Annotated in this window: 17 protein-coding genes; 10 read left to right on the top strand and 7 right to left on the bottom strand. The window is 62.7% G+C overall.

Annotated elements, in window-relative coordinates:
• The first annotated feature begins 609 nt into the window (after positions 1-609).
• Positions 610-1,329, top strand: coding sequence for a response regulator (locus tag BGP02_RS17490; RefSeq protein ID WP_017232825.1), 720 nt, complete (start codon positions 610-612; stop codon positions 1,327-1,329).
• Positions 1,330-1,450: 121 nt separating this feature from the next.
• Positions 1,451-2,725, top strand: a complete 1,275-nt coding sequence (locus BGP02_RS17495; RefSeq protein ID WP_017232824.1) for an ATP-binding protein — start codon at positions 1,451-1,453, stop codon at positions 2,723-2,725.
• A 285-nt stretch (positions 2,726-3,010) separates the two neighbouring features.
• On the opposite strand, the gene BGP02_RS17500 is transcribed toward BGP02_RS17495, so the two are convergent.
• The gene (locus BGP02_RS17500; protein ID WP_017232823.1) at positions 3,011-3,301 is read right to left on the bottom strand and encodes an H-NS histone family protein; all 291 of its coding nucleotides are present in this window, start codon (positions 3,299-3,301) and stop codon (positions 3,011-3,013) included.
• Between the two features lie 774 nt (positions 3,302-4,075).
• Between BGP02_RS17500 and BGP02_RS17505 the strand changes: the two genes are divergently transcribed.
• Positions 4,076-4,684: a GNAT family N-acetyltransferase gene (locus BGP02_RS17505; RefSeq protein WP_268566826.1), complete on the top strand. Its 609-nt coding sequence runs from the start codon at positions 4,076-4,078 to the stop codon at positions 4,682-4,684.
• A gap of 15 nt (positions 4,685-4,699) precedes the next feature.
• Positions 4,700-6,142 (top strand): MFS transporter, encoded by a 1,443-nt coding sequence (locus BGP02_RS17510; RefSeq protein ID WP_502688490.1) that lies wholly within the window; start codon positions 4,700-4,702, stop codon positions 6,140-6,142.
• Positions 6,143-6,152: 10 nt separating this feature from the next.
• Here BGP02_RS17510 and BGP02_RS17515 read toward each other — a convergent pair whose 3' ends face one another.
• The 3 genes from BGP02_RS17515 to BGP02_RS17525 are packed head-to-tail and all read right to left on the bottom strand — an operon-like array spanning position 6,153 to position 7,404.
• The gene (locus tag BGP02_RS17515) at positions 6,153-6,575 is read right to left on the bottom strand and encodes a DUF6691 family protein (protein ID WP_017232819.1); all 423 of its coding nucleotides are present in this window, start codon (positions 6,573-6,575) and stop codon (positions 6,153-6,155) included.
• A complete protein-coding gene (locus BGP02_RS17520; protein ID WP_286798921.1) occupies positions 6,572-7,018 on the bottom strand; it encodes a YeeE/YedE family protein in 447 nt (148 codons plus the stop codon). Before BGP02_RS17520 ends, BGP02_RS17515 begins: the two co-directional genes overlap by 4 nt.
• 23 nt (positions 7,019-7,041) lie before the next feature.
• Complete coding sequence (locus BGP02_RS17525; RefSeq protein WP_017232817.1) at positions 7,042-7,404, bottom strand: ArsR/SmtB family transcription factor; 363 nt, start codon at positions 7,402-7,404, stop codon at positions 7,042-7,044.
• A 109-nt stretch (positions 7,405-7,513) separates the two neighbouring features.
• Between BGP02_RS17525 and BGP02_RS17530 the strand changes: the two genes are divergently transcribed.
• Positions 7,514-8,383: an MBL fold metallo-hydrolase gene (locus BGP02_RS17530; RefSeq protein WP_268566828.1), complete on the top strand. Its 870-nt coding sequence runs from the start codon at positions 7,514-7,516 to the stop codon at positions 8,381-8,383.
• On the opposite strand, the gene BGP02_RS17535 is transcribed toward BGP02_RS17530, so the two are convergent.
• A complete protein-coding gene (locus BGP02_RS17535) occupies positions 8,370-9,257 on the bottom strand; it encodes a LysR family transcriptional regulator (RefSeq protein WP_039830025.1) in 888 nt (295 codons plus the stop codon). The genes BGP02_RS17530 and BGP02_RS17535 overlap by 14 nt on opposite strands.
• A gap of 129 nt (positions 9,258-9,386) precedes the next feature.
• Between BGP02_RS17535 and BGP02_RS17540 the strand changes: the two genes are divergently transcribed.
• Positions 9,387-9,788 (top strand): tautomerase family protein, encoded by a 402-nt coding sequence (locus BGP02_RS17540; RefSeq protein ID WP_268566829.1) that lies wholly within the window; start codon positions 9,387-9,389, stop codon positions 9,786-9,788.
• A 209-nt stretch (positions 9,789-9,997) separates the two neighbouring features.
• Positions 9,998-10,402 carry a YXWGXW repeat-containing protein gene (locus BGP02_RS17545; RefSeq protein WP_502688491.1) on the top strand — a complete coding sequence of 135 codons (405 nt, stop codon included), beginning with the start codon at positions 9,998-10,000 and terminating at the stop codon, positions 10,400-10,402.
• A 141-nt stretch (positions 10,403-10,543) separates the two neighbouring features.
• Here BGP02_RS17545 and BGP02_RS17550 read toward each other — a convergent pair whose 3' ends face one another.
• A complete protein-coding gene (locus BGP02_RS17550) occupies positions 10,544-12,832 on the bottom strand; it encodes an NADP-dependent malic enzyme (RefSeq protein ID WP_017232812.1) in 2,289 nt (762 codons plus the stop codon).
• Positions 12,833-13,037: 205 nt separating this feature from the next.
• Here BGP02_RS17550 and BGP02_RS17555 point away from each other — a divergent pair, with 205 nt between their 5' ends.
• Positions 13,038-14,000, top strand: a complete 963-nt coding sequence (locus BGP02_RS17555) for a LysR family transcriptional regulator (protein WP_026131747.1) — start codon at positions 13,038-13,040, stop codon at positions 13,998-14,000.
• A 218-nt stretch (positions 14,001-14,218) separates the two neighbouring features.
• Positions 14,219-15,469: an autotransporter strand-loop-strand O-heptosyltransferase gene (locus BGP02_RS17560; RefSeq protein WP_198288668.1), complete on the top strand. Its 1,251-nt coding sequence runs from the start codon at positions 14,219-14,221 to the stop codon at positions 15,467-15,469.
• Positions 15,470-15,511: 42 nt separating this feature from the next.
• Here the strand turns inward: BGP02_RS17560 and BGP02_RS17565 are convergent, their stop codons facing one another.
• Entirely contained in the window at positions 15,512-17,212 is a 1,701-nt protein-coding gene (locus BGP02_RS17565; protein ID WP_232424553.1) for a sulfatase family protein, read from the bottom strand.
• A gap of 359 nt (positions 17,213-17,571) precedes the next feature.
• Here BGP02_RS17565 and BGP02_RS17570 point away from each other — a divergent pair, with 359 nt between their 5' ends.
• Complete coding sequence (locus BGP02_RS17570; protein WP_026131746.1) at positions 17,572-18,645, top strand: porin; 1,074 nt, start codon at positions 17,572-17,574, stop codon at positions 18,643-18,645.
• Positions 18,646-18,648 lie beyond the last annotated feature (3 nt).

Consider the following 18,648-nt stretch of genomic DNA (forward strand, 5'->3'; position numbering starts at 1 on the left):
CGTTGCGTGCCAGCAGTGGCGGGTGCGGGCCGATCAGAACCGTTCGGTGGTTCGGAACCGTGGGGACCGTGCTCGGTCATGACTTCCTCATTACAGCGCAGTGGTAGGTGGATTCGTCCCGTGTGGACGATGGTCTTGCGATCGAGTGCCGCGGCACAGCAAAGCGTCCGTCAACCCCGGGGGCCTTGCCTCACGCCAGATCCGGCCAATCAGCATAGCAGACCGTTGTCGAAGCCCGATAGGACGGCTGATTACACCCGCTTTCCCCAAGGGGAATCGCGCTTGGCGCGGCAAAGGAAAGACCGGCCGCGCGCGCGATGGTTCGCATGACAGCGTTGGCACCGCGCGTCGCGATGCGCTGCATTGCCTTATCGCAGCGCTCTCGCAACGCGAGACGTACGACTGGGTGTGCGGAATCGGCCACCGGCAGGGTGGCTTGCCGGTTAGATCGAACCTTATGCGATGGGGACGAATTTCGTGTATCACCGGCGCTGGCTCTATTATTACGCAACGTTACGGGTGACCAATGCTGTAATGTCTGGAAACAATACCCGCGTCAAGGCGCGCGGGGAGGCCACTATCATGACAACACTCCCTGTCCGAACGAATATGAAGATTCTTGTTGTCGACGACGATCCCGATCTGCGTGATCTGCTGCGCGAATACCTGAGCCGCCACGGCTTCTCGGTGGCGGTGATGCATGACGGCGACGGATTGGCCGCACGCCTGGAGCGTGAGCGTCCGTCGCTGATCGTGCTTGACCTGATGATGCCCAAGGTCGATGGCCTCACCGCCCTGCGGGACCTGCGCGCGCGCAACGACGATGTGCCGGTGATCCTGCTCACCGCGCGCAGCGACGAGATCGACCGCATCGTCGGACTGGAAATCGGTGCCGACGACTATCTCGGCAAGCCGTTCAGTCCGCGCGAGCTGCTCGCCCGGATCAATGCCGTGTTGCGCCGTCGCAAGCAGCCCGATGCCGCGGTGCCCGAGCAGCGCGAGAACTATACATTCGGCCCGTTCGTGCTCGACTTCCGCAGCCGCACGCTCACCCGCGATGCGCAGTTGCTCACGCTCTCGGACGGCGAATACGGCTTGTTGCGCCTGCTGGTCAACCACGCGATGCAGGTGCTCTCGCGCGAGCGCATCATCGAACTGCTCTACGGCGCGGACAGCGATGTCAACGATCGCGGCATCGACGTGCAGATCTGGCGCCTGCGCCGTCTGCTCGACGAAGACGCGCAGAGCCCGCGCTTCATCCAGACCGTGCGCGGGCGCGGTTACATCTTCGTTCCCGACGGTCAACGCGCCGACATGGCCACCGGTTGATGGCCCGGCGCCGGACACAACGCTGCGTCGTCGCCCTGTTCGACGACGTCACCTCCCCGTCTGACAAGGACGCCGGCATGCTGCCGATACTGCTTACCCCAGCCCACAGGCAGAGCCCTGCATGAAAGGCCGTTTCGACACTTTATTTGGCCGGCTCGCGCTACTCATCATCGCAGCGCTGGTCATCAGCCATTTCTCATATCTCACGATCCTGCGCAGCGATCACGATGAGACGCGTGTGCAAAATGCCGCTGAGCAAATGGCCTTCATCATCAAGGCGGCGGCCGAAGTGCACGACGGCAGCTCGACGCTCACATTGCCGGATCTCGTGCAGGTCGTGCCGGTCTCGTTCGCGCATGGCGACGTCTTCGAGGCCGCCAGCAAGACCGCCCGCCTGACGACCGAACTCGCCCGGCGCCTTCCCGCGGGCACGCAGTTGCGCGTGGAGCGCACGCCACCGCCTCGCATCTGGGCCCGCCTGCCGGGCCGCGACTACTGGATCGCCACGCCGGTGCTGTCCGTGCGTAATCCGCCAGGCACGGCCATGATTTTGCCGGGTCTGGCCGCAGTCCTCGGCATTACCGTCATCTTTGCGTTGTTCGCGGCGTGGCAATTGCAGCGGCCGGTGCGGGACATGGCCGCCGCCGCCGAGCAACTCGCCACCCATCGCATTCGCACCCAGGTCAAGGAGCGCGGCCCGTTGGAGTTGCGTCAACTGACCGAGCGCTTCAATCGCATGAGCCACGACATCGTGCAAACCGACCGGGAGCGCAACACCATGCTTGCCGGCATTGCCCACGATCTGAAAACGCCGCTTGCACGGTTACGTCTGCGTGCCGAAATGCTCGACGACGCCCAGATGAGCGAGGGCATTACACGCGACGCCGAATCGATGACTCGCATCGTCGATCAGTTCCTGCTGTTTGCCCGGGGGATCGAAATGGAAAGTGCGACGTCGCCGGTGGAAGCCCGCATTCCCGCACTGGTCGCCCCGTTCCTCGATCAAGGTTATGCCATCGAACTGGATCTTCAGGCCGGTCCGGGCTTCAAGCTCAGGCAGACCTATCTCGAGCGCATCGTAAACAACCTGCTCGATAACGCGGTGACGTACGGACAGGCGCCGCTCGCGATTCGCACGTCACACGACGCGAGCGGATGGCGTCTCGTGATCGAAGACAGCGGCCCGGGCATTGCCAATGAAGACATCAATCGCATCGTGCGGCCGTTCGTCCGGCTTGACCCGGCTCGCGGCGGCAATGCGCATTGCGGGCTCGGTCTCGCCATTGTCGATAAGCTCACCCAGCAACTGGGCGGACGCGTATCGTTCAGCAATCGGCCTACCGGCGGCTTACAGGTCACGCTGATGTTTCCGCCGGAAAATCCGGGCTCGGAATAAGCGGACTCTGCGTACGACGCGTGCCGGATACACGGCACACACCATAAAAAACCCGCCGTCGGTGTACGAACGGCGGGTTCTGTCCTTTACGGCACGGCATCACATCAAGCCACAGCCAGACGATCCGGGTTGGGGGCAATGCGACGACTGGATGGCTGCGCTAGTGCGCACAGGGACACGGCGGCCAACGCTCGCCGCCGCGGACGTGACCGCGGCGCAGCGATGGTGGCTCCCCGACCACCCTGACATGTGACCGGCAGTACCGGTTCGGATTGGGTCAGCGAATTACTTGATCAGGAATTTCTCTTTGTTCTTGCCGACCCACTTCGGGGCGCGGCCACGGCCCGACCACGTTTCGCCCGTGGCCGGATTCATGTACTTCGGCGCAATCTGGGCTCGCGCGGCACGGCGACGGCCATCGGTTGCGACAAGCCCCAGATCCTTGGCGGACAGTTCATATTCCTGAATCTTCTGTTTGACTTCAGCGATGACCTGAGCGACTTCACGGGCCCGAGCCTCTTCGATTTGCTTTTCAATCTTTTCGCGCTGCGCGACGAGTTCTTTATAGCTTGCCATCTGGCCTGTCCTTGGGTTGTTAAAATGGATCGCCACTTAAAATAGCACGAGTTTTAATAATTTGAAAACCGCATTTCCAGAGAATGAGTCTGGAAACGCCAAAATCGCATTGAATCGTCCGATCGATGCTTCCGACAATGCACAGAATCGGAGCGCGATTCCGGGAATATCATCAGATCGGCCTCGTCGATATCGAGGCATTAGCGTGCCCCATTGCCGGCAATCGCAAAAGCATTCCCGCCATCGTGCGATGTGGACGCGAGGCGGCGTGATAAGTTCACACTTTCTCCTGCAAGTTTTCGTAAGGCTTTTTTGCCGGGCGATGTTTGGCGCCGACGACGCAGATGGCATCATCGCTCGATGCCTCAGACAATAGGTGCTCCCCAAACATTCAATCGCTATCCGATCGTTCCGCGATCCGAAAGACTTCACTTATTCGGATTATTCGCATCCCAGCGCCGTAATTCACGGATAACCCGAGTGCCCCCCGGATCCATGCGATTCGCCGGACGTCGTCTCGGACGTGCCATTGGTGTCACCCTCGATTTTCGAATCGTAGCCATCAAACGCGTGCGTCGATGCCATCTCCCGAGTCGATCGCATTTTCGTACAATAGAACCGTCGCGCCTGACGCTACTGCGCATCACGGTAGGTATGGCAATATTGACGGGCACGAACACAATGTTCGCGCAAATCGAATTAAGTCAATCCAGAATTGTCACAATCGGCGATTTGCCATTCGGATTCGGGCGAATTCAACGGAATTTTGAGCGCATGAGCACGTCGACGCTGGCTGAGGATTCGCATTCGCCGTTCGGTACCCCCGCGCGCGCGCTCACTACCGAGCGCACGGTCTTGCGTCAGTGGCGACCGGAGGATTTGCCACTTTTCGCTGCGCTCAATGCCGATCGAGATGTCATGCGCCACTTTCCGACGACACTCGACCGGCCCCAGAGCGACGCCGTCGCGCACCGGCTGGCCCAACATATCGAGACGCATGGCTATGGTCCCTGGGTGCTGGAAATCCCTGGCGTGACGCCGTTCGCGGGATTCGTCGGCCTGATGCGCGTGGGTTTCGACGCCCCTTTCGCGCCGGCCGTGGAAATCGGCTGGCGGCTGGCGCGTGCCTGGTGGTCGAAAGGGTACGCGACCGAGGCGGCCTTCGCCGCCGCACATTTCGCGTTCGACACGCTCGGCCTCGAAGCACTGGTGTCGTTCACCGTTCCCGCGAACGTTCGCTCGCGCGCGGTCATGGCGCGCATCGGCATGCGCCATTGCCCCGACGAAGACTTTCTGCATCCGCTGATTCCGGCCGGCCACCGAATGCGCCGTCACGTGCTGTACCGGCTCAACGCCGACGAATTGGCGGCCAACCAGCGCTAGGCGTCGCCTCGGCGATTGAAGCAGTCGCTTAAATCGTGGGACAATCCGAATCTTTGCGCCAGCCATTCCCCCATTGTGTCGCGCGCCGTCATCATTCCGCTCATCATCGCTTGCGCCCTGTTCATGGAGAACATCGACGCCACGGTGATCACCACCTCGCTGCCCGCCATGGCGCGAGATCTTCATCAAGACCCGATTTCGCTGAAGATGGCGCTCACCGCCTACGTGGTCGGGCTCGGCATCTTCATTCCGATCTGCGGCTGGGTCTCCGATCGCTTTGGCGCGCGCAACGTCTTCCGCACGGCGATCGGCATCTTCATGGCCGGCTCGATTCTCTGCGCGCTGTCGTTTTCGCTGCCGACGTTCGTGTTCGCGCGCTTTCTGCAGGGCGTGGGCGGCGCGATGATGGTGCCGGTCGGCCGTCTCGTCATCTTTCGTGCGGTGCCCAAGCACGATCTGGTCAAGGCCATCGGCTACCTGACGATGCCAGCGCTGCTCGGCCCGGTCATCGGCCCGCCATTGGGCGGCGCGATCACGGCCTATCTGCACTGGCGCTGGATCTTCTTCGTCAACATTCCGGTGAGCCTGCTCGGCATCTACCTCGCGGGCAAATACATCGACAACGAGCGCGGCGGCGACGCCGGACGCCTCGACACGCTGGGCTTCGTCCTCTCCGCGCTCGGCAGCGGCCTGCTCATGCTCGGGCTGGCCATGATCGGCGAACCCCACATCGACGGCAGCGTTGTCGTCACCCTGTGCGCCGTGGGGGCCCTCTTTGTCTATGCTTACTGGCGCCATGCCAATCGTGTGCAAGCGCCTCTGCTCGACCTCAGGTTGCTGCGCATCCCGACGTTCCACGCCAGTGTCGTCGGCGGATCGCTCTTTCGCATCGGGTTGGGGGCCGTGCCGTTTCTGCTGCCGTTGGCGCTGCAGGAGGGGCTCCACATGGATCCGTTCGAATCCGGCATGATTACCTGCGCGTCGGCGTTCGGGGCGATTTTCATGAAGGCGATTGCACAGCGCGTGCTCGCGCGATTCGGTTTTCGCCGCGTGCTGATCGTCAATGCGGCGTTGGCCGGTCTGGCGCTGTCGTCTTACGGATTCTTCTCGCATGACACGCCGGTGATCGTGATGCTTGCCGTCGTGGCGTTCGGCGGCTTCTTCCCGTCGCTGCAGTTCACTTGCCTCAATTCGATCGTGTACGCCGACATTGCCAGCGCCGACGCCAGCCGAGCCACGAGTCTTGCGAGCGTGGTTCAGCAGTTGTCGCTGGGGCTGGGCGTGACGATTTCGGGAATGGTGCTGCAGGCGAGCAGCCGGCTGGCCGGCCACGAACACCTGACCACCCGCGATTTCCTGCCGGCGTTCCTCGTGATCGGCCTGTTCTCGTGGCTATCGATTCCGGTCACCCGCCAACTGGCTGCCGACGCGGGCACGGAGTTGGCGAGAAAACACTGAGCCGCGCGCGTTACTTCGCGTCGGCCCGTGTCATGACCGCGTGCAGCGCCATACCGGCGATCATGGCGACGACGAACAGCAGTCCCTTGCCCGAACCCGCGCCGAGCAGCACCAGCGCAGGTCCCGGGCAAATCCCGGCGATTCCCCAGCCGACACCGAACGTCAGCGCCCCGAGCACCAACCGTTTGTCCAAACCTTTCGCCCCCGGCCAGGCACGCGGCTCGCCCGTCCAGGCCAGTGCCTGCGAGCGTGCCAGCCGGAACCCGACCAGCCCCACCGCGATGGCCCCGCCCATCACGAACGCCAGCGACGGATCCCACCGGCCGGCCAAATCGAGAAAGCCCAGCACTTTCGCCGGATTCGCCATCCCGGCAAGTATCAGCCCCAGCCCGAAGACGAGCCCGCCAATGAACGCAAAAAGCAGCTTCTTCATGCCGCACCTCCCAGATTGAGTGCGTGGCGCACGACGAACACGGTCAGGAAACCCATCGCCATGAAACACAGCGTGGCGACGAGCGAGCGCCACGACAGCCGCGACAAGCCGCACACGCCGTGGCCGCTCGTACAGCCCGACCCGAGTCGCGTGCCGAAGCCGACCAGCACACCCGCCGCCACGAGCATCGCGGCACTGGCGTCGATCTGCGCCGCGGGCACGACGGCCACGGCGCGGTACGCCCAAGGGGCTGCCATCAACCCGACGACGAAGGCGATGCGCCAGCCCACATCGCCGGCGCGAGGACGCAACAGGCCTCCGGCAATGCCGGAGATGCCTGCAATGCGCCCGGTCGCCAGCATCAGCCAGACGGCGGCAACGCCAATGAGCAAACCGCCGGCCAACGCGGTCCATGGGGTGAAGTGAAGGGTATCGAGGGTCATGTGCGGAGCGTCCCGTCAATTAATCAGAATTTCGGACAAAACTGGTCGTAGAGGCATGCCAGTAAGGCAAGCACTGCGCCATCGGCGACCGAATAGTAGATACGTTTGCCGTCACGCCGGGTCGTCACCAGCGACTCGGTACGCAGCACGGCGAGCTGCTGGGAGAGTGTCGGTTGCCGAATGTCGAGCTGCGCCTCCAGTTCCCCCACAGACAGTTCGCCCTGTGTGAGCTGGCACAGGATCAGCAGACGGTCTTCGTTGGCCAGCGCACGCAGCAGCGCGGTGGCATCGCACGCGGCGGCGCGCAACCGTGCGACATCCAGCGGCGCGGTGTCCGCGGAGGCCGTGGCCCGTTCGACAGGGGATAGCGCAGTCACTTTTGGCATGGCAGGATCGAACCATTCAGAGCATTGCGGCGCGGCGAGAGGTCACGTCGCCATAAACATTATACTAGACTATAATATATCAATTAATAAATTAATGCAGGAGCCGATCATGCCAGCCACGCCCGCCAACATCGAAGCCTTCTTCGACACCACCACCTCCACGGTGACCTATGTGGTGTTCGATGCGCCGGGCTCACGCGCGGCCATCATCGATCCGGTGCTCGACTACGACCCCAAGGCCGGCCGAACGCATACGGAATCGGCTGAGCGCGTGCTCGACTTCGTGGCCGCACACAAGCTCACAGTCGACTGGATTCTTGAGACGCATGCGCACGCCGATCACCTGTCCGCAGCGCACTGGCTCAAGGAACGCGTCGGCGGACGCATTGCCATCGGCGCGCACATCCGAGAGGTGCAGCACGTCTTCAAGACGCTGTTCCATCTGGGCGCCGACGTGCCGCCAGACGGCTCGCAATTCGACCATTTGTTCGAAGACGGCGAGACGTTCGCCATTGGCGCGCTGCAGGCCGAAGCGATGTTCGTCCCCGGCCATACGCCGGCGGACATGGCCTATCGCGTGGGCGACGCCGTGTTTGTCGGCGACACCCTCTTCATGCCCGATGTCGGCACGGCACGCTGCGACTTCCCCGGCGGCAATGCCCACACGCTCTTCCGCTCGATCCGCCGCCTGCTGGCGCTGCCGGCGTCGACGCGTCTGTTCATGTGCCACGACTATCCGCCCGCCGGACGCACGGCGAACTGGCAAACGACCGTGGACGAGCAACGGCGCGCCAACATCCACGTGCACGACGGCATCGAAGAGCACACCTTCGTCGCCATGCGTGAGGCCCGCGACAAGACGCTCGAGATGCCGACGCTGATTCTGCCCGCCGTACAGGTCAACATCCGTGCAGGCGACATGCCGGCGCCGGAAGCCAACGGCACGCGCTATCTGAAGATCCCCCTCAACGCGCTGTAAGCTGCTCGGCCAACGCATCGCGCGCGTGCGTGACCCACTCAGGCTCGCCACGGCGCGCGGGAAGCAAATGAAATTCGGCGTCCGGCAGTGCGGGCAGGCGCCGCCCGGGCATCAACGTTTCGATACGCGCAAGCGACGGCCCCGACGCCGACGCATTCAGGCACGCCACCCCGAGCCCCGCGCTCAACGCTAATTGCAGCCCCGCCACGCCCGAGGCCACGTGCGCAATCGTGAAGGGCACACGGTGGTCGTCAAGCCATTGCGTGGTGAAGCGATGCAGCGCACAGCTATCGGGCAGCACCAGCAGCGGTAGCGGCGCGCCGGCCGCCAGAACGAGGTCCGGCGATGCCACCCACTCGAGCGACTCGCGCCCCAGCGTGCGCGTGCCGGCCACCGCCTCGCGAGCGAGCGCCTTGCCGAGCACGCGCATCGACAGACCGATGTCGAAGTCGCCCGTGTCATAGCCCGCCTCGATCTCCCCGCTTTTCAGAATCGTGACGTGAATGCGCAGCGACGGATACGCCATGCCGAGATGCCGCAGCATGCGCGCGACTTCGGCCGGACGGAAGTAGTCTGTGATCGCCAGCCGCAATTCGCCGGCGAGGGAGAATCCGCGCACGTCATGCCACGCCCGTTCGGACTGCGCGAGCAACTGCCGCGCGTGTCCGAGCAGCCGCTCGCCCGCCGGCGTCGCGCTTACGCCAAATTTGCCGCGCGTGAACAACGTCACGCCGATGCGCACTTCGAGCTTGCGAATCTGCTCGCTCACTGACGACTGCGACAGGAACACGCGCGGCGCGGCGGCCGACAGACTGCCCGCCTCGGCCACCGCCACGAAGGTGCGCAACTGATCGAAATCGAAACCGGGCGTCATGCATTCATCCATTGACAAAAACGATGGATCAAATCGTAAATTCCCGCTTTTCCGATGTCAATCCTCTCCCTAGACTTAGGGCGTTGTCTTCACATCACCCAACACCGCTTAATCTTTGGGAGCCGCACCATGCCGCACATCGTTCTGCAACTCTCGGGCACGCCCGACGACGCCCTCACCCGCAACGCCGTTCGCGCGGTCTCGCAACTGACCGTCGACACGCTGCACAAGGCGCCGGAGGTCGTCGCCGTGACCGTCGACTATATTCCGCACACGCGCTGGTTCATCGGCGGAGCGCCCCTCTCGGAGCAAGGGAAAAACGCCTTCCATCTGGACATCAGCGTGACCGACGAGACGAATACAAAGGCCGAAAAGGCGCAATTCATTGCTCAGGTGTTCGAAACGTTGTCGGGCCTGCTCGGCAACGTGCACGAGTGCTCGTACATCCACGTGATCGATGCCCGCGGCGCGGCTTATGGTTACGGCGGACGCACGCAGGAATATCGTCATCAGCACGCGTCGAAGTCGTGACGCCTCGGCGCTCACATTGACTGGCGAGGCGCTCCCGAGCGTCTGCCAGGCGATGCAAAGCTCCGGCTTGCGCTACGTCATCTCACGTCACGTTTCGACAAACAAAACGAAACAATTCCAACACTTTTTTACGACTATTCGCTTCGCGGCAGACGCGGCTCCTCGTACGATGAAGACGTACCCAAAAATCGAACTCAAAGGGAGCCATCATGAAAAAAATGACGCTGACCGTTGTCCTCGTTACCGCGACGCTCGGGGGCATTGCCACCGCCCCGGCCCATGCACAGGTGGGCGTGTCCATCAACATCGGCGCGCCGCCGGCGCCGCGCTATGAGCCGATGCCGCCGCCGCGCGTCGGATATGTTTGGGCGCCGGGTTTCTGGGACTGGGACGGCCATCGCCATGAGTGGCGCGGCGGTCACTGGGAACGTGACCGTCCGGGCTACGCGTATCGCGCGCCGGCCTGGCATCAAGGCCCGAACGGCTGGGCACTGAGTCGCGGCGGCTGGGATCGCGGTGATCGCGGCCGGGGACCGGATCGTCGTGACGACCACGATCATGGCCGCGGCCATGGCCACGACGGCCGAGATCACGGCCGCGACCACCGCAACTGATTCGGGCCGCGAGGCTTGAAAACGAAAAAAGCCCCGGCGTGGCCGGCAGCGTATCGGATCGATACGTCTGCCGGACCGGCCGGGGCCGTGACGGGTGTCACACCCAGGAAATTCTCCCCAAGCGTGCCCCCCGTGTAGTCATCAGTCGCGATTGGCTTGAATAACGGTCAGCGCCGTCATGTTGATGATGCGGCGCACGGTGGAGCTCGACGTCAGCACGTTGACGGGTGCTCCGACACCCAACAGGAACGGTCCTACCGCCACGTTGCTGCCCGCGCCCGTCTTGAGCAGGTTGTAGGCAATGTTGCCCGAATCGACGTTCGGGCACACCAGCAGGTTCGCCGCGCCCTTCAGACGCGACTGCGGCAGAATGCGGCTGCGCAGACCTTCATCGAGCGCGCAGTCGCCGTGCATTTCGCCGTCGATCTCCAACTCCGGCGCCTGCGCCTTGACCATCTCCAGTACTCGACGCATCTTCGTTCCCGACGCGGCGCTGCCCGAGCCGAAATTCGAACGCGAGAGCAGCGCGACCTTCGGGTTCAGGTTCAGCCACGACATCTGCTTGGCGGCGGCCATCGTGAACTCGGCGATCTGCTCGGCCGTCGGGTCATCGTTGACGTGCGTGTCCACGAGCGCCACGGTGCGCTTGTCGAGCAGCAGGATGTTCATCGCCGCGTAAGTATTCGCGCCCGGCTGCTTGCCGATGACTTCGTCGACGAAGCGCAGGTGGTCGTGATACGCGCCCACGGTGCCGCAAATCATGCCGTCTGCATCGCCCAGGCGCACCATCATCGCGCCGATCAGCGTGAGACGGCGGCGCATCTCGACACGCGCCATTTCCTTCGTGATGCCGTCACGGCAACGCAGCTCCCAGTAGTTGGTCCAGTACTGGTGGAAGCGCTCGTCGTAGTAAGGATTGGTCACCTCGACATCCTCGCCCAGACGCAGGCGCAGACCGAACTTCTCGATGCGCGCGAGCAGCACTTCCGGGCGGCCCACCAGGATCGGACGCGCCAGCTTTTCGTCGACGATCACCTGCACGGCACGCAGCACGCGCTCTTCCTCGCCTTCCGCGAACACGATGCGCGACTTGCCGCCGTCGCGCACGAGTTGCTTGGCCGCCGAAAAGATCGGCTTCATGAACGCGCCCGAGTGGTACACGAACTGTTGCAACTGATCGGCATACGCGTCGAAGTCGGCGATCGGGCGCGTGGCCACGCCATCTTCCATGGCGGCGCGCGCCACGGCCGGCGCAATGCGCACGATCAGACGCGAATCGAACGGCTTCGGAATCAGGTACTCCGGCCCGAACGACAGGTCATACGCGCCGTAGGCGGTTGCCACGGAGTCGTTCGGCTCTTCCTGGGCCAGCGCGGCAATCGCGTGCACGGCGGCGATTTCCATGTTGCGCGTAATCGTGGTCGCCCCCACGTCGAGCGCGCCGCGGAAGATATACGGGAAGCACAGCACGTTGTTGACCTGGTTCGGGAAGTCCGAACGGCCGGTGGCGAGCACCACGTCGTCGCGCGCGGCGCGCGCTTCTTCCGGGAAGATTTCCGGCGTCGGGTTGGCGAGCGCCAGAATCAGCGGACGCGCCGCCATCGTCCCCAGCATTGCCGGCTTGAGCACGCCGCCGGCGGACAGCCCGATGAACACGTCGGCGCCCTCGATCACTTCCGCGAGCGTGCGCTTGTCGGTCGGCTGCGCGAAGCGCGCTTTGTCCGGGTCCATGCCCACCGTGCGGCCTTCGTAGACTACGCCGTCGATGTCGGTTGCCCAGACATTCTCGACGGGCAGGCCCAGGTCGACCATCAGGTCCAGACAGGCAAGCGCGGCGGCGCCGGCGCCCGAGGTCACGACCTTGACTTCGCGGATGTCCTTGCCTACGACCTTCAAGCCGTTGATAAACGCGGCGCAAACGGTGATGGCGGTGCCGTGCTGATCGTCGTGGAAGACGGGGATCTTCATCCGTTCACGCAGCTTGCGCTCAACGGTGAAGCACTCCGGGGCCTTGATGTCTTCGAGGTTGATACCCCCGAACGTGGCTTCGAGACTCGCGATGATCTCGACCAGCTTGTCCGGGTCGCTCTCGGTGATTTCGATGTCGAACACATCGATGCCGGCGAATTTCTTGAAGAGGACGGCCTTGCCTTCCATCACCGGCTTGGAGGCCAGTGCGCCGATGTTGCCCAGACCCAGCACGGCCGTGCCGTTCGTGATCACGCCGACCAGATTGCCGCGACCGGTGTACTTGAACGACTGCGCGGGATCGGCGGCAATTTCCTGGCACGGGATGGCGACGCCCGGGGTGTAGGCGAGCGCCAGATCGCGCTGCGTGACGAGCGGCTTGCTGGCCGTCACGGAAATCTTGCCCGGGGTCGGGAACTGGTGATATTCCAGGGCGGCCTGGTGATCGTTACTTTGGCTCATGGGGGTGTCGTCCTCGGTCGATGTCTCGGCTCTGCCTTGCGCCGCGGACCATTCTGGAGACGGTTACCGCCCTGGCGCATCAGAGGTGAGGCCATTCTAGGCAGCCGCCAGCGGGGGACGATTCTGAATTACTATGGGGGCATCATGTTTTCGTTATAAGCCCGGAGCATCGGGGGTTTCAGGGGATTGGGGACAGATGGGGGCGGTGCCTTTCGACACGGGGGAAGTGGTCCGGCGGTTGACCACTCGGCTCAAGATGCGTCATCTCGTGCTGCTGCTGCAAATTCAGCAGCACGGCTCGCTCACGCGAGTGGCCGAACATATGGCGACGAGTCAGCCGGCGGTCACCAGTGCCCTCGCGGAGCTGGAAAGCATGCTCGGTGGCCCGCTGTTCGACCGCACGCCGCGCGGCATGACGCCCACGCCGCTCGGCGACGTCGTTCTCGCCCGTGCGCAAGCGATGGTGCACGACCTGGATCACCTGACCCGCGACATCGAGGCCGTGATGGCCGGACACGCGGCGCGACTGCAGGTGGGCGTGATTCCCTACATCTCCGGCAAGACGCTGGCGGCCGCGATTCAGCAAACGCTCGCCGAGATCCCCCAGCGACTGACCGTCACCCTCCATGAAGGCACCAGCGAATCACTGATGGCGCAACTGCGCGACCACTCGCTCGACGTGGTGATCGGACGCGCGGGCGCCGGCCTCGACCTGACACAGGTGCAATTCGAAGTGCTGCATCACCAGATGCCGCGCGTTGTCGCCAACCGCCGTCTGGCCGCCCGGCTCGGACGAAGCGCCCCGGTGTGGGCGCAGCTCGCCGAACTCGACTGGGTGATGGGCGCGCCCCACACACCGATGCGCGACCAGTTATCCGATCTGTTCCTGCACGCGGGCGTGGTACCGCCGGTGCCGGTGGTCGAGAGCTTCTCGTCGCGGCTGACGGGGGAGTTGCTCGCCAGCAGCGAGCGCGCGGTGTCGCTGTTGCCGGCAGACATTGCCGAGGAGCTGGTGCGTATCGCCGGCGTGGCGATCGTACCCTGGTCGCTCACATGGACGCTGCCGCCGGTGGCGATGTTCACGCGCCGGGAAAATCCGCGCGAGACGCATCGTCTGTTCACGCAGGCGCTGCGCGCGCAGTACCAGGTGGTGGCTGGCGCGGCATGAGCGTTTGCCGCTGCGGCCCCGGTTACGGTTGCGTTCGAGTGGCGCCATGGACCGGGCTTGGCGTCGTCGAATGGGTCTGCGGGCCCGTTGCCGGACGGATTACCGAAAGGGTCTGAAAGGCCTTTGGACGCCAAAACCAGCCAATTTCCAGAAATAGACCCTTTTCCGCTCGTTCGCCGCGCAATCGCTCGCGCTATGTCCGGCGTATGGTGTCGGGCATGACCCATGCCATGCCCGCCCCGCCTCACTCCGATACTGCACCCGCCGACCCTTCGCCGGCAGTCACGCCGTTTGCGCCCTCACCGCACCAGATTTTCCTGTCGCCGGCCCTGCTGCCCACGCAAGTCGGCCCGGCCGGCCTGCGCTTCGATTTCAATGACGGCGCACGCGTGGTCATTCCCGATTTCGGTCAGCCGCTGCCGTGGCGCGTGCGGATCAGCGACCTGCGAGACGACAGCACGCTGGCCGATGTCTCCCTCTCCTCGGGCGTCGTGCGCAGCCCGGCCAAGTATTTTGTGCGCTATGGCATCACGATCTGGCTGAACGACGTGGAGGTCTTTGCGCATCGTTACGATGCACGCGAGCAGGCGGTACTGGTCCAGTTTCCATTGGCCGCCCTGGGCGATGTGCTCGGCTGGCTGCCTTATGCGCTGCGTTTTGCACAAGTGCACGGGTGCCGTCTGGCCTGTGTCGTTACCCCGGCCGTGGCGTCGCTGTTCCGCGACGCGTATCCGGACGTCGATTTCGTCCCGCAGGACAAGGTGGAGCGACGCAAGTATTACGCGACGTACAACATCGGCCTGTTTTTCGACGACGTGGCACGCGTGAAACAACCGCGCGACTTCCGCGCGACAGGGCTACATCGCACCGCGGCGCACATTCTTGGCGTAGACGATGCCGAGGCGCGCGCGAAGACGGTGCTGCCGGACGCGTCGCGGCCGATGGCGGCACCTTACGTCTGCATCGCCGTGCAAAGTACCGCGCAATGCAAATACTGGAATCGGCCGGGGGGATGGGATGCGGTGGTGGCCGGACTGCGAGAACGCGGTATGCAGGTCGTGTGCATCGATCAGAAGGCGCGGCACGGCAAGGGGGATTTCTGGCAGTCGATCCCGGCGGGCGCGATCGATGCCACGGGCGACCTGCCGTTGACCGAACGCGCGCGCTGGCTGATGCACGCGAGTGCCTTTATCGGCTTGTCGAGCGGACTGTCGTGGCTCGCTTGGACGATGGGCACGCCTACGGTGCTGATCTCGGGTTTCACCCTGCCGCACAACGAGTTCGCCACGCCCTACCGGGTGAGTGCGCGCGACGTCTGCACCGGCTGCTGGCACGACCCGGCGCTGCGCTTCAACCACGACGACTTTCACTGGTGCCCACGGCATCGCGACACGCCGCGCGCGTTCGAGTGCACGCGGGAGATTCGCCCGGAAGATGTGTTGGCCGCGCTGGATCGCGTGCCGGGGTAAAGGAAGCGCTTGCGCCAAGTCGCCCCCACCGGTAGCGCCTCGCTATGAATGTTTCCGGAAATTGAATTGCAGCCGGTTGTCGATGAACGGCAGACTGCTTAGGGCGTCCTCGCCGACTTCCGCGTCGATAAGGGCATTCAGTTTGCCGTTCATCGCAAGCAGCTCGGTCCCATATCGCCCCGGCTGCGACGCCAGATTATTCATTTCGTCCGGGTCCGATTGAAGATCGTAAAGCTCCAGATCGTTGTGTTGCATCAACGCATCCAATGTCGTCGGACGATTGAAATCCGACAACGCAAAATACCGGCTGAAACGATAACGACCGTCAAATACACTCCGTATCGCCCCCCTGAGCGTTAGATTGGGTTGCAGGGCGCATGCGCGTCGATGCATCTCCTGCGGCGGCACACCGCGTTGCCGCATGGTGTTGAACTCCGCGAGCATCCATTCGCTGTCGTAATACAGCAGCATCGCGTAGTTGAACAGCGCTGCAGGACGAACGGCGTCCACGGGCGCCGTGTCCGGCGCCTTCAACAGATGCGCGAAACTGCGGCCGACCGATGCTTTTCCCGCGATGGCGCGCACCTTTTCCTCCGGCAACCCGGCCAACGCCAGCAACGTGGGCGCTATGTCGACGTGCGATGTGATGGCCGAGCATTGTTTCCCACCTTCGTATGCCGGGTGCGCGACGATGAATGGCACATGGTTTTGTTGGCGGTAGGCGTTCGCCCCCTTGTCAATCATTTGATGGTATCCGCCAAGCTCCCCATGATCTGACGTCAGGATCACGACGGTCTGGTCGGCAATGCCGAGGTTGTCCAATTCTTCCAGAATCCGTGCGACGTGCCGATCGCAATCGCGAATGCAATTCAAGTAATTGTCTTGATAGAGGCCGACACTCCTGTCGCTGAAGTCGAACCTGCCGATCAGCGCTGCGTGCGCCGCGCCGTACATGGCATGGGCTGCCGGTCGCCCCTGACCGTTCAGTGGTTGCTTGCGCGACGGCGGTAGTGGCACATTTCGCCATGGCGTTTCATACAGCTTGTCGTTTGGCGCGCCGCGGGTAGGCAGCAACCCCGCATGCCCTTTGTCGCTCGGTGCAGGGTCGAACCACATCGCGTCGTGCGGATTCACCAGATTGACCGCGAGAAACCAAGGCTTGGCTGACGTTTCGGAGGTGCTCGCGTTCGGTCGGCGATTCCGAAGCCATGTCACCGCCGCCTCGGTCGTCGTGCCATCGTACATATAGCCACCATGAGCGGCCCCGACAAGATCGCCCACGCCAAAGTAATCGTCAAAGCCATATACCCGCATCGTCTTCGCATAATCCGCGACGGGGGCATCGTAAGGGCTGCGCGACTCATGCATGGTCGCGCTGAGATGCCATTTGCCGAAGTACGCTGAGTGATAGCCGGCATCTTTCATCATATGCCCGACCGTGCGGACGTCCTGCCCCAGATCGGGTTGCCATGGCAGTCCCGCATTGTCGAAGATACCGGTGTGCTGCATATGGCGGCCCGTGTAGATGTTCGATCTTGACGGCGAACACACACACGACGCGATCTGGTGATTGACGAACGAAATCCCGCGCCGCTTCAACTTTTCTCGTCCAGGCACCGGCATCGGCCACTCGTCGAAGTAACGTTCCTGGTCGACGAGGATGAACAGAACGTTGTAACCCGTCGGTGGCGAGGCCGGAGGAGATTTTGCAATGTGCTGCGTCGGAGCGGCGGTCGCAGGCACGAGATTGCTGATCGATGTGGACAGAAGTGCGGCTCCCGTCGTCTTCAGGAACGCGCGGCGGCGCTCACCCTCCGGCCGTAAATCGGCATCGGTCTCTGTCGTGCTCCGAGTATCCATTTGCTTCCTTTGTTTTACATACGAAACATTGATTCACGAATGAGAAATTGTAGCCATCACGACCTCCCCTTTCGCTACTGGTGAAATCACTAGCATCTCGGAAATTTTGAGTATGTAACCATCCGCCTCGAAATCTCAAATTTTGTTCTACATGTTCATATTTGAACATTTAACAACACCATCTCGACTAACTAACGAAGTCTCGATTTGTCCGGACTTCCGTTTCGAATCGACGGGGAAATATGAAGGTCTCGATCGCAACTGGATTACTGATGTGCTCACTCGCCGGCAATGTCTCGGCGCAAACTGGTGTCACGATGTACGGGAGCTTGGATGCAGGGGGCGCTTATGTCAGTAACAGCGCGGGCAGTGCCCTGTTCAAATTCAATCAGAGCAATATGCAGCCGGATCGATGGGGGTTCAGAGGCGTTGAAGATCTCGGGGGTGGCCTACATACCGTTTTTCGACTGGAGAACGGTTTTTTCACAGGCACCGGAACTTCCGTCTCAAGCGGAACCATGTGGAATCGCCAGGCATACGTGGGACTCGCCTCGCCGACCACCGGCACCCTTACCGTCGGGCACCAAAGTTCTCTTAACTTCGATTTGCTCACCCCGCTCAGTAACGCCTATCTCGCACAGTCATGGAACGCGTTCCATCCTGGCAATATCGACAATCTCGCAAACTCGGCGACGTCATCGATCGACAATGCGATCAAGTATCGTTCTGCGAACTATCACGGCCTCTCCGCGAGTTCGGTGTTCGGCCTTGGCAATACGGCCAATTTCGGCTTCGGCAACACCTTCAGCATCGGCGTCGATTTCGCGTCCGGGAATCTGAAAACGGCAGCCATTTTCTCCAACCAGCACAATCGCGCCTTTGGCGTGGCGGCAACAGGTCTCACCACATTTCAAGGAAGCGCAGCTTCTGCATACGTTGCAGACCATTCGCAGACATTCGGTTCAGGCCTTCTGTACACATTCGGCAATCTTCGCGTTCACGGGCTTTACACGCGCGTTCGCCTTAAAAAAGGCGTTGCCTCAGACGTGTATCAGAGCTACGAAGCCGGTGCCGAGTACCAGCTAACGCGCTCCAATCAAGTGACTGGAGGCGTTGCGACGACGACGATGTCCGGTCACCGATGGTCGCAGGTCGAGGTGGGATACATCTACTCGCTGTCCAAGTCGACGCAACTGTATCTGCAAGCGCTGTGCGAGCACACCAACGCCGGAACAAAGGCGTATCTGTCGATCGCGGGGGCATCAAGCAATGAAAATCAGGTGCTTGTGCTGAGCGGCATGCACCATACGTTCTGAAGA

Source organism: Pandoraea sp. 64-18 (assembly GCF_001899225.1).
Taxonomy (GTDB): Bacteria; Pseudomonadota; Gammaproteobacteria; order Burkholderiales; family Burkholderiaceae; genus Pandoraea; species Pandoraea cepalis.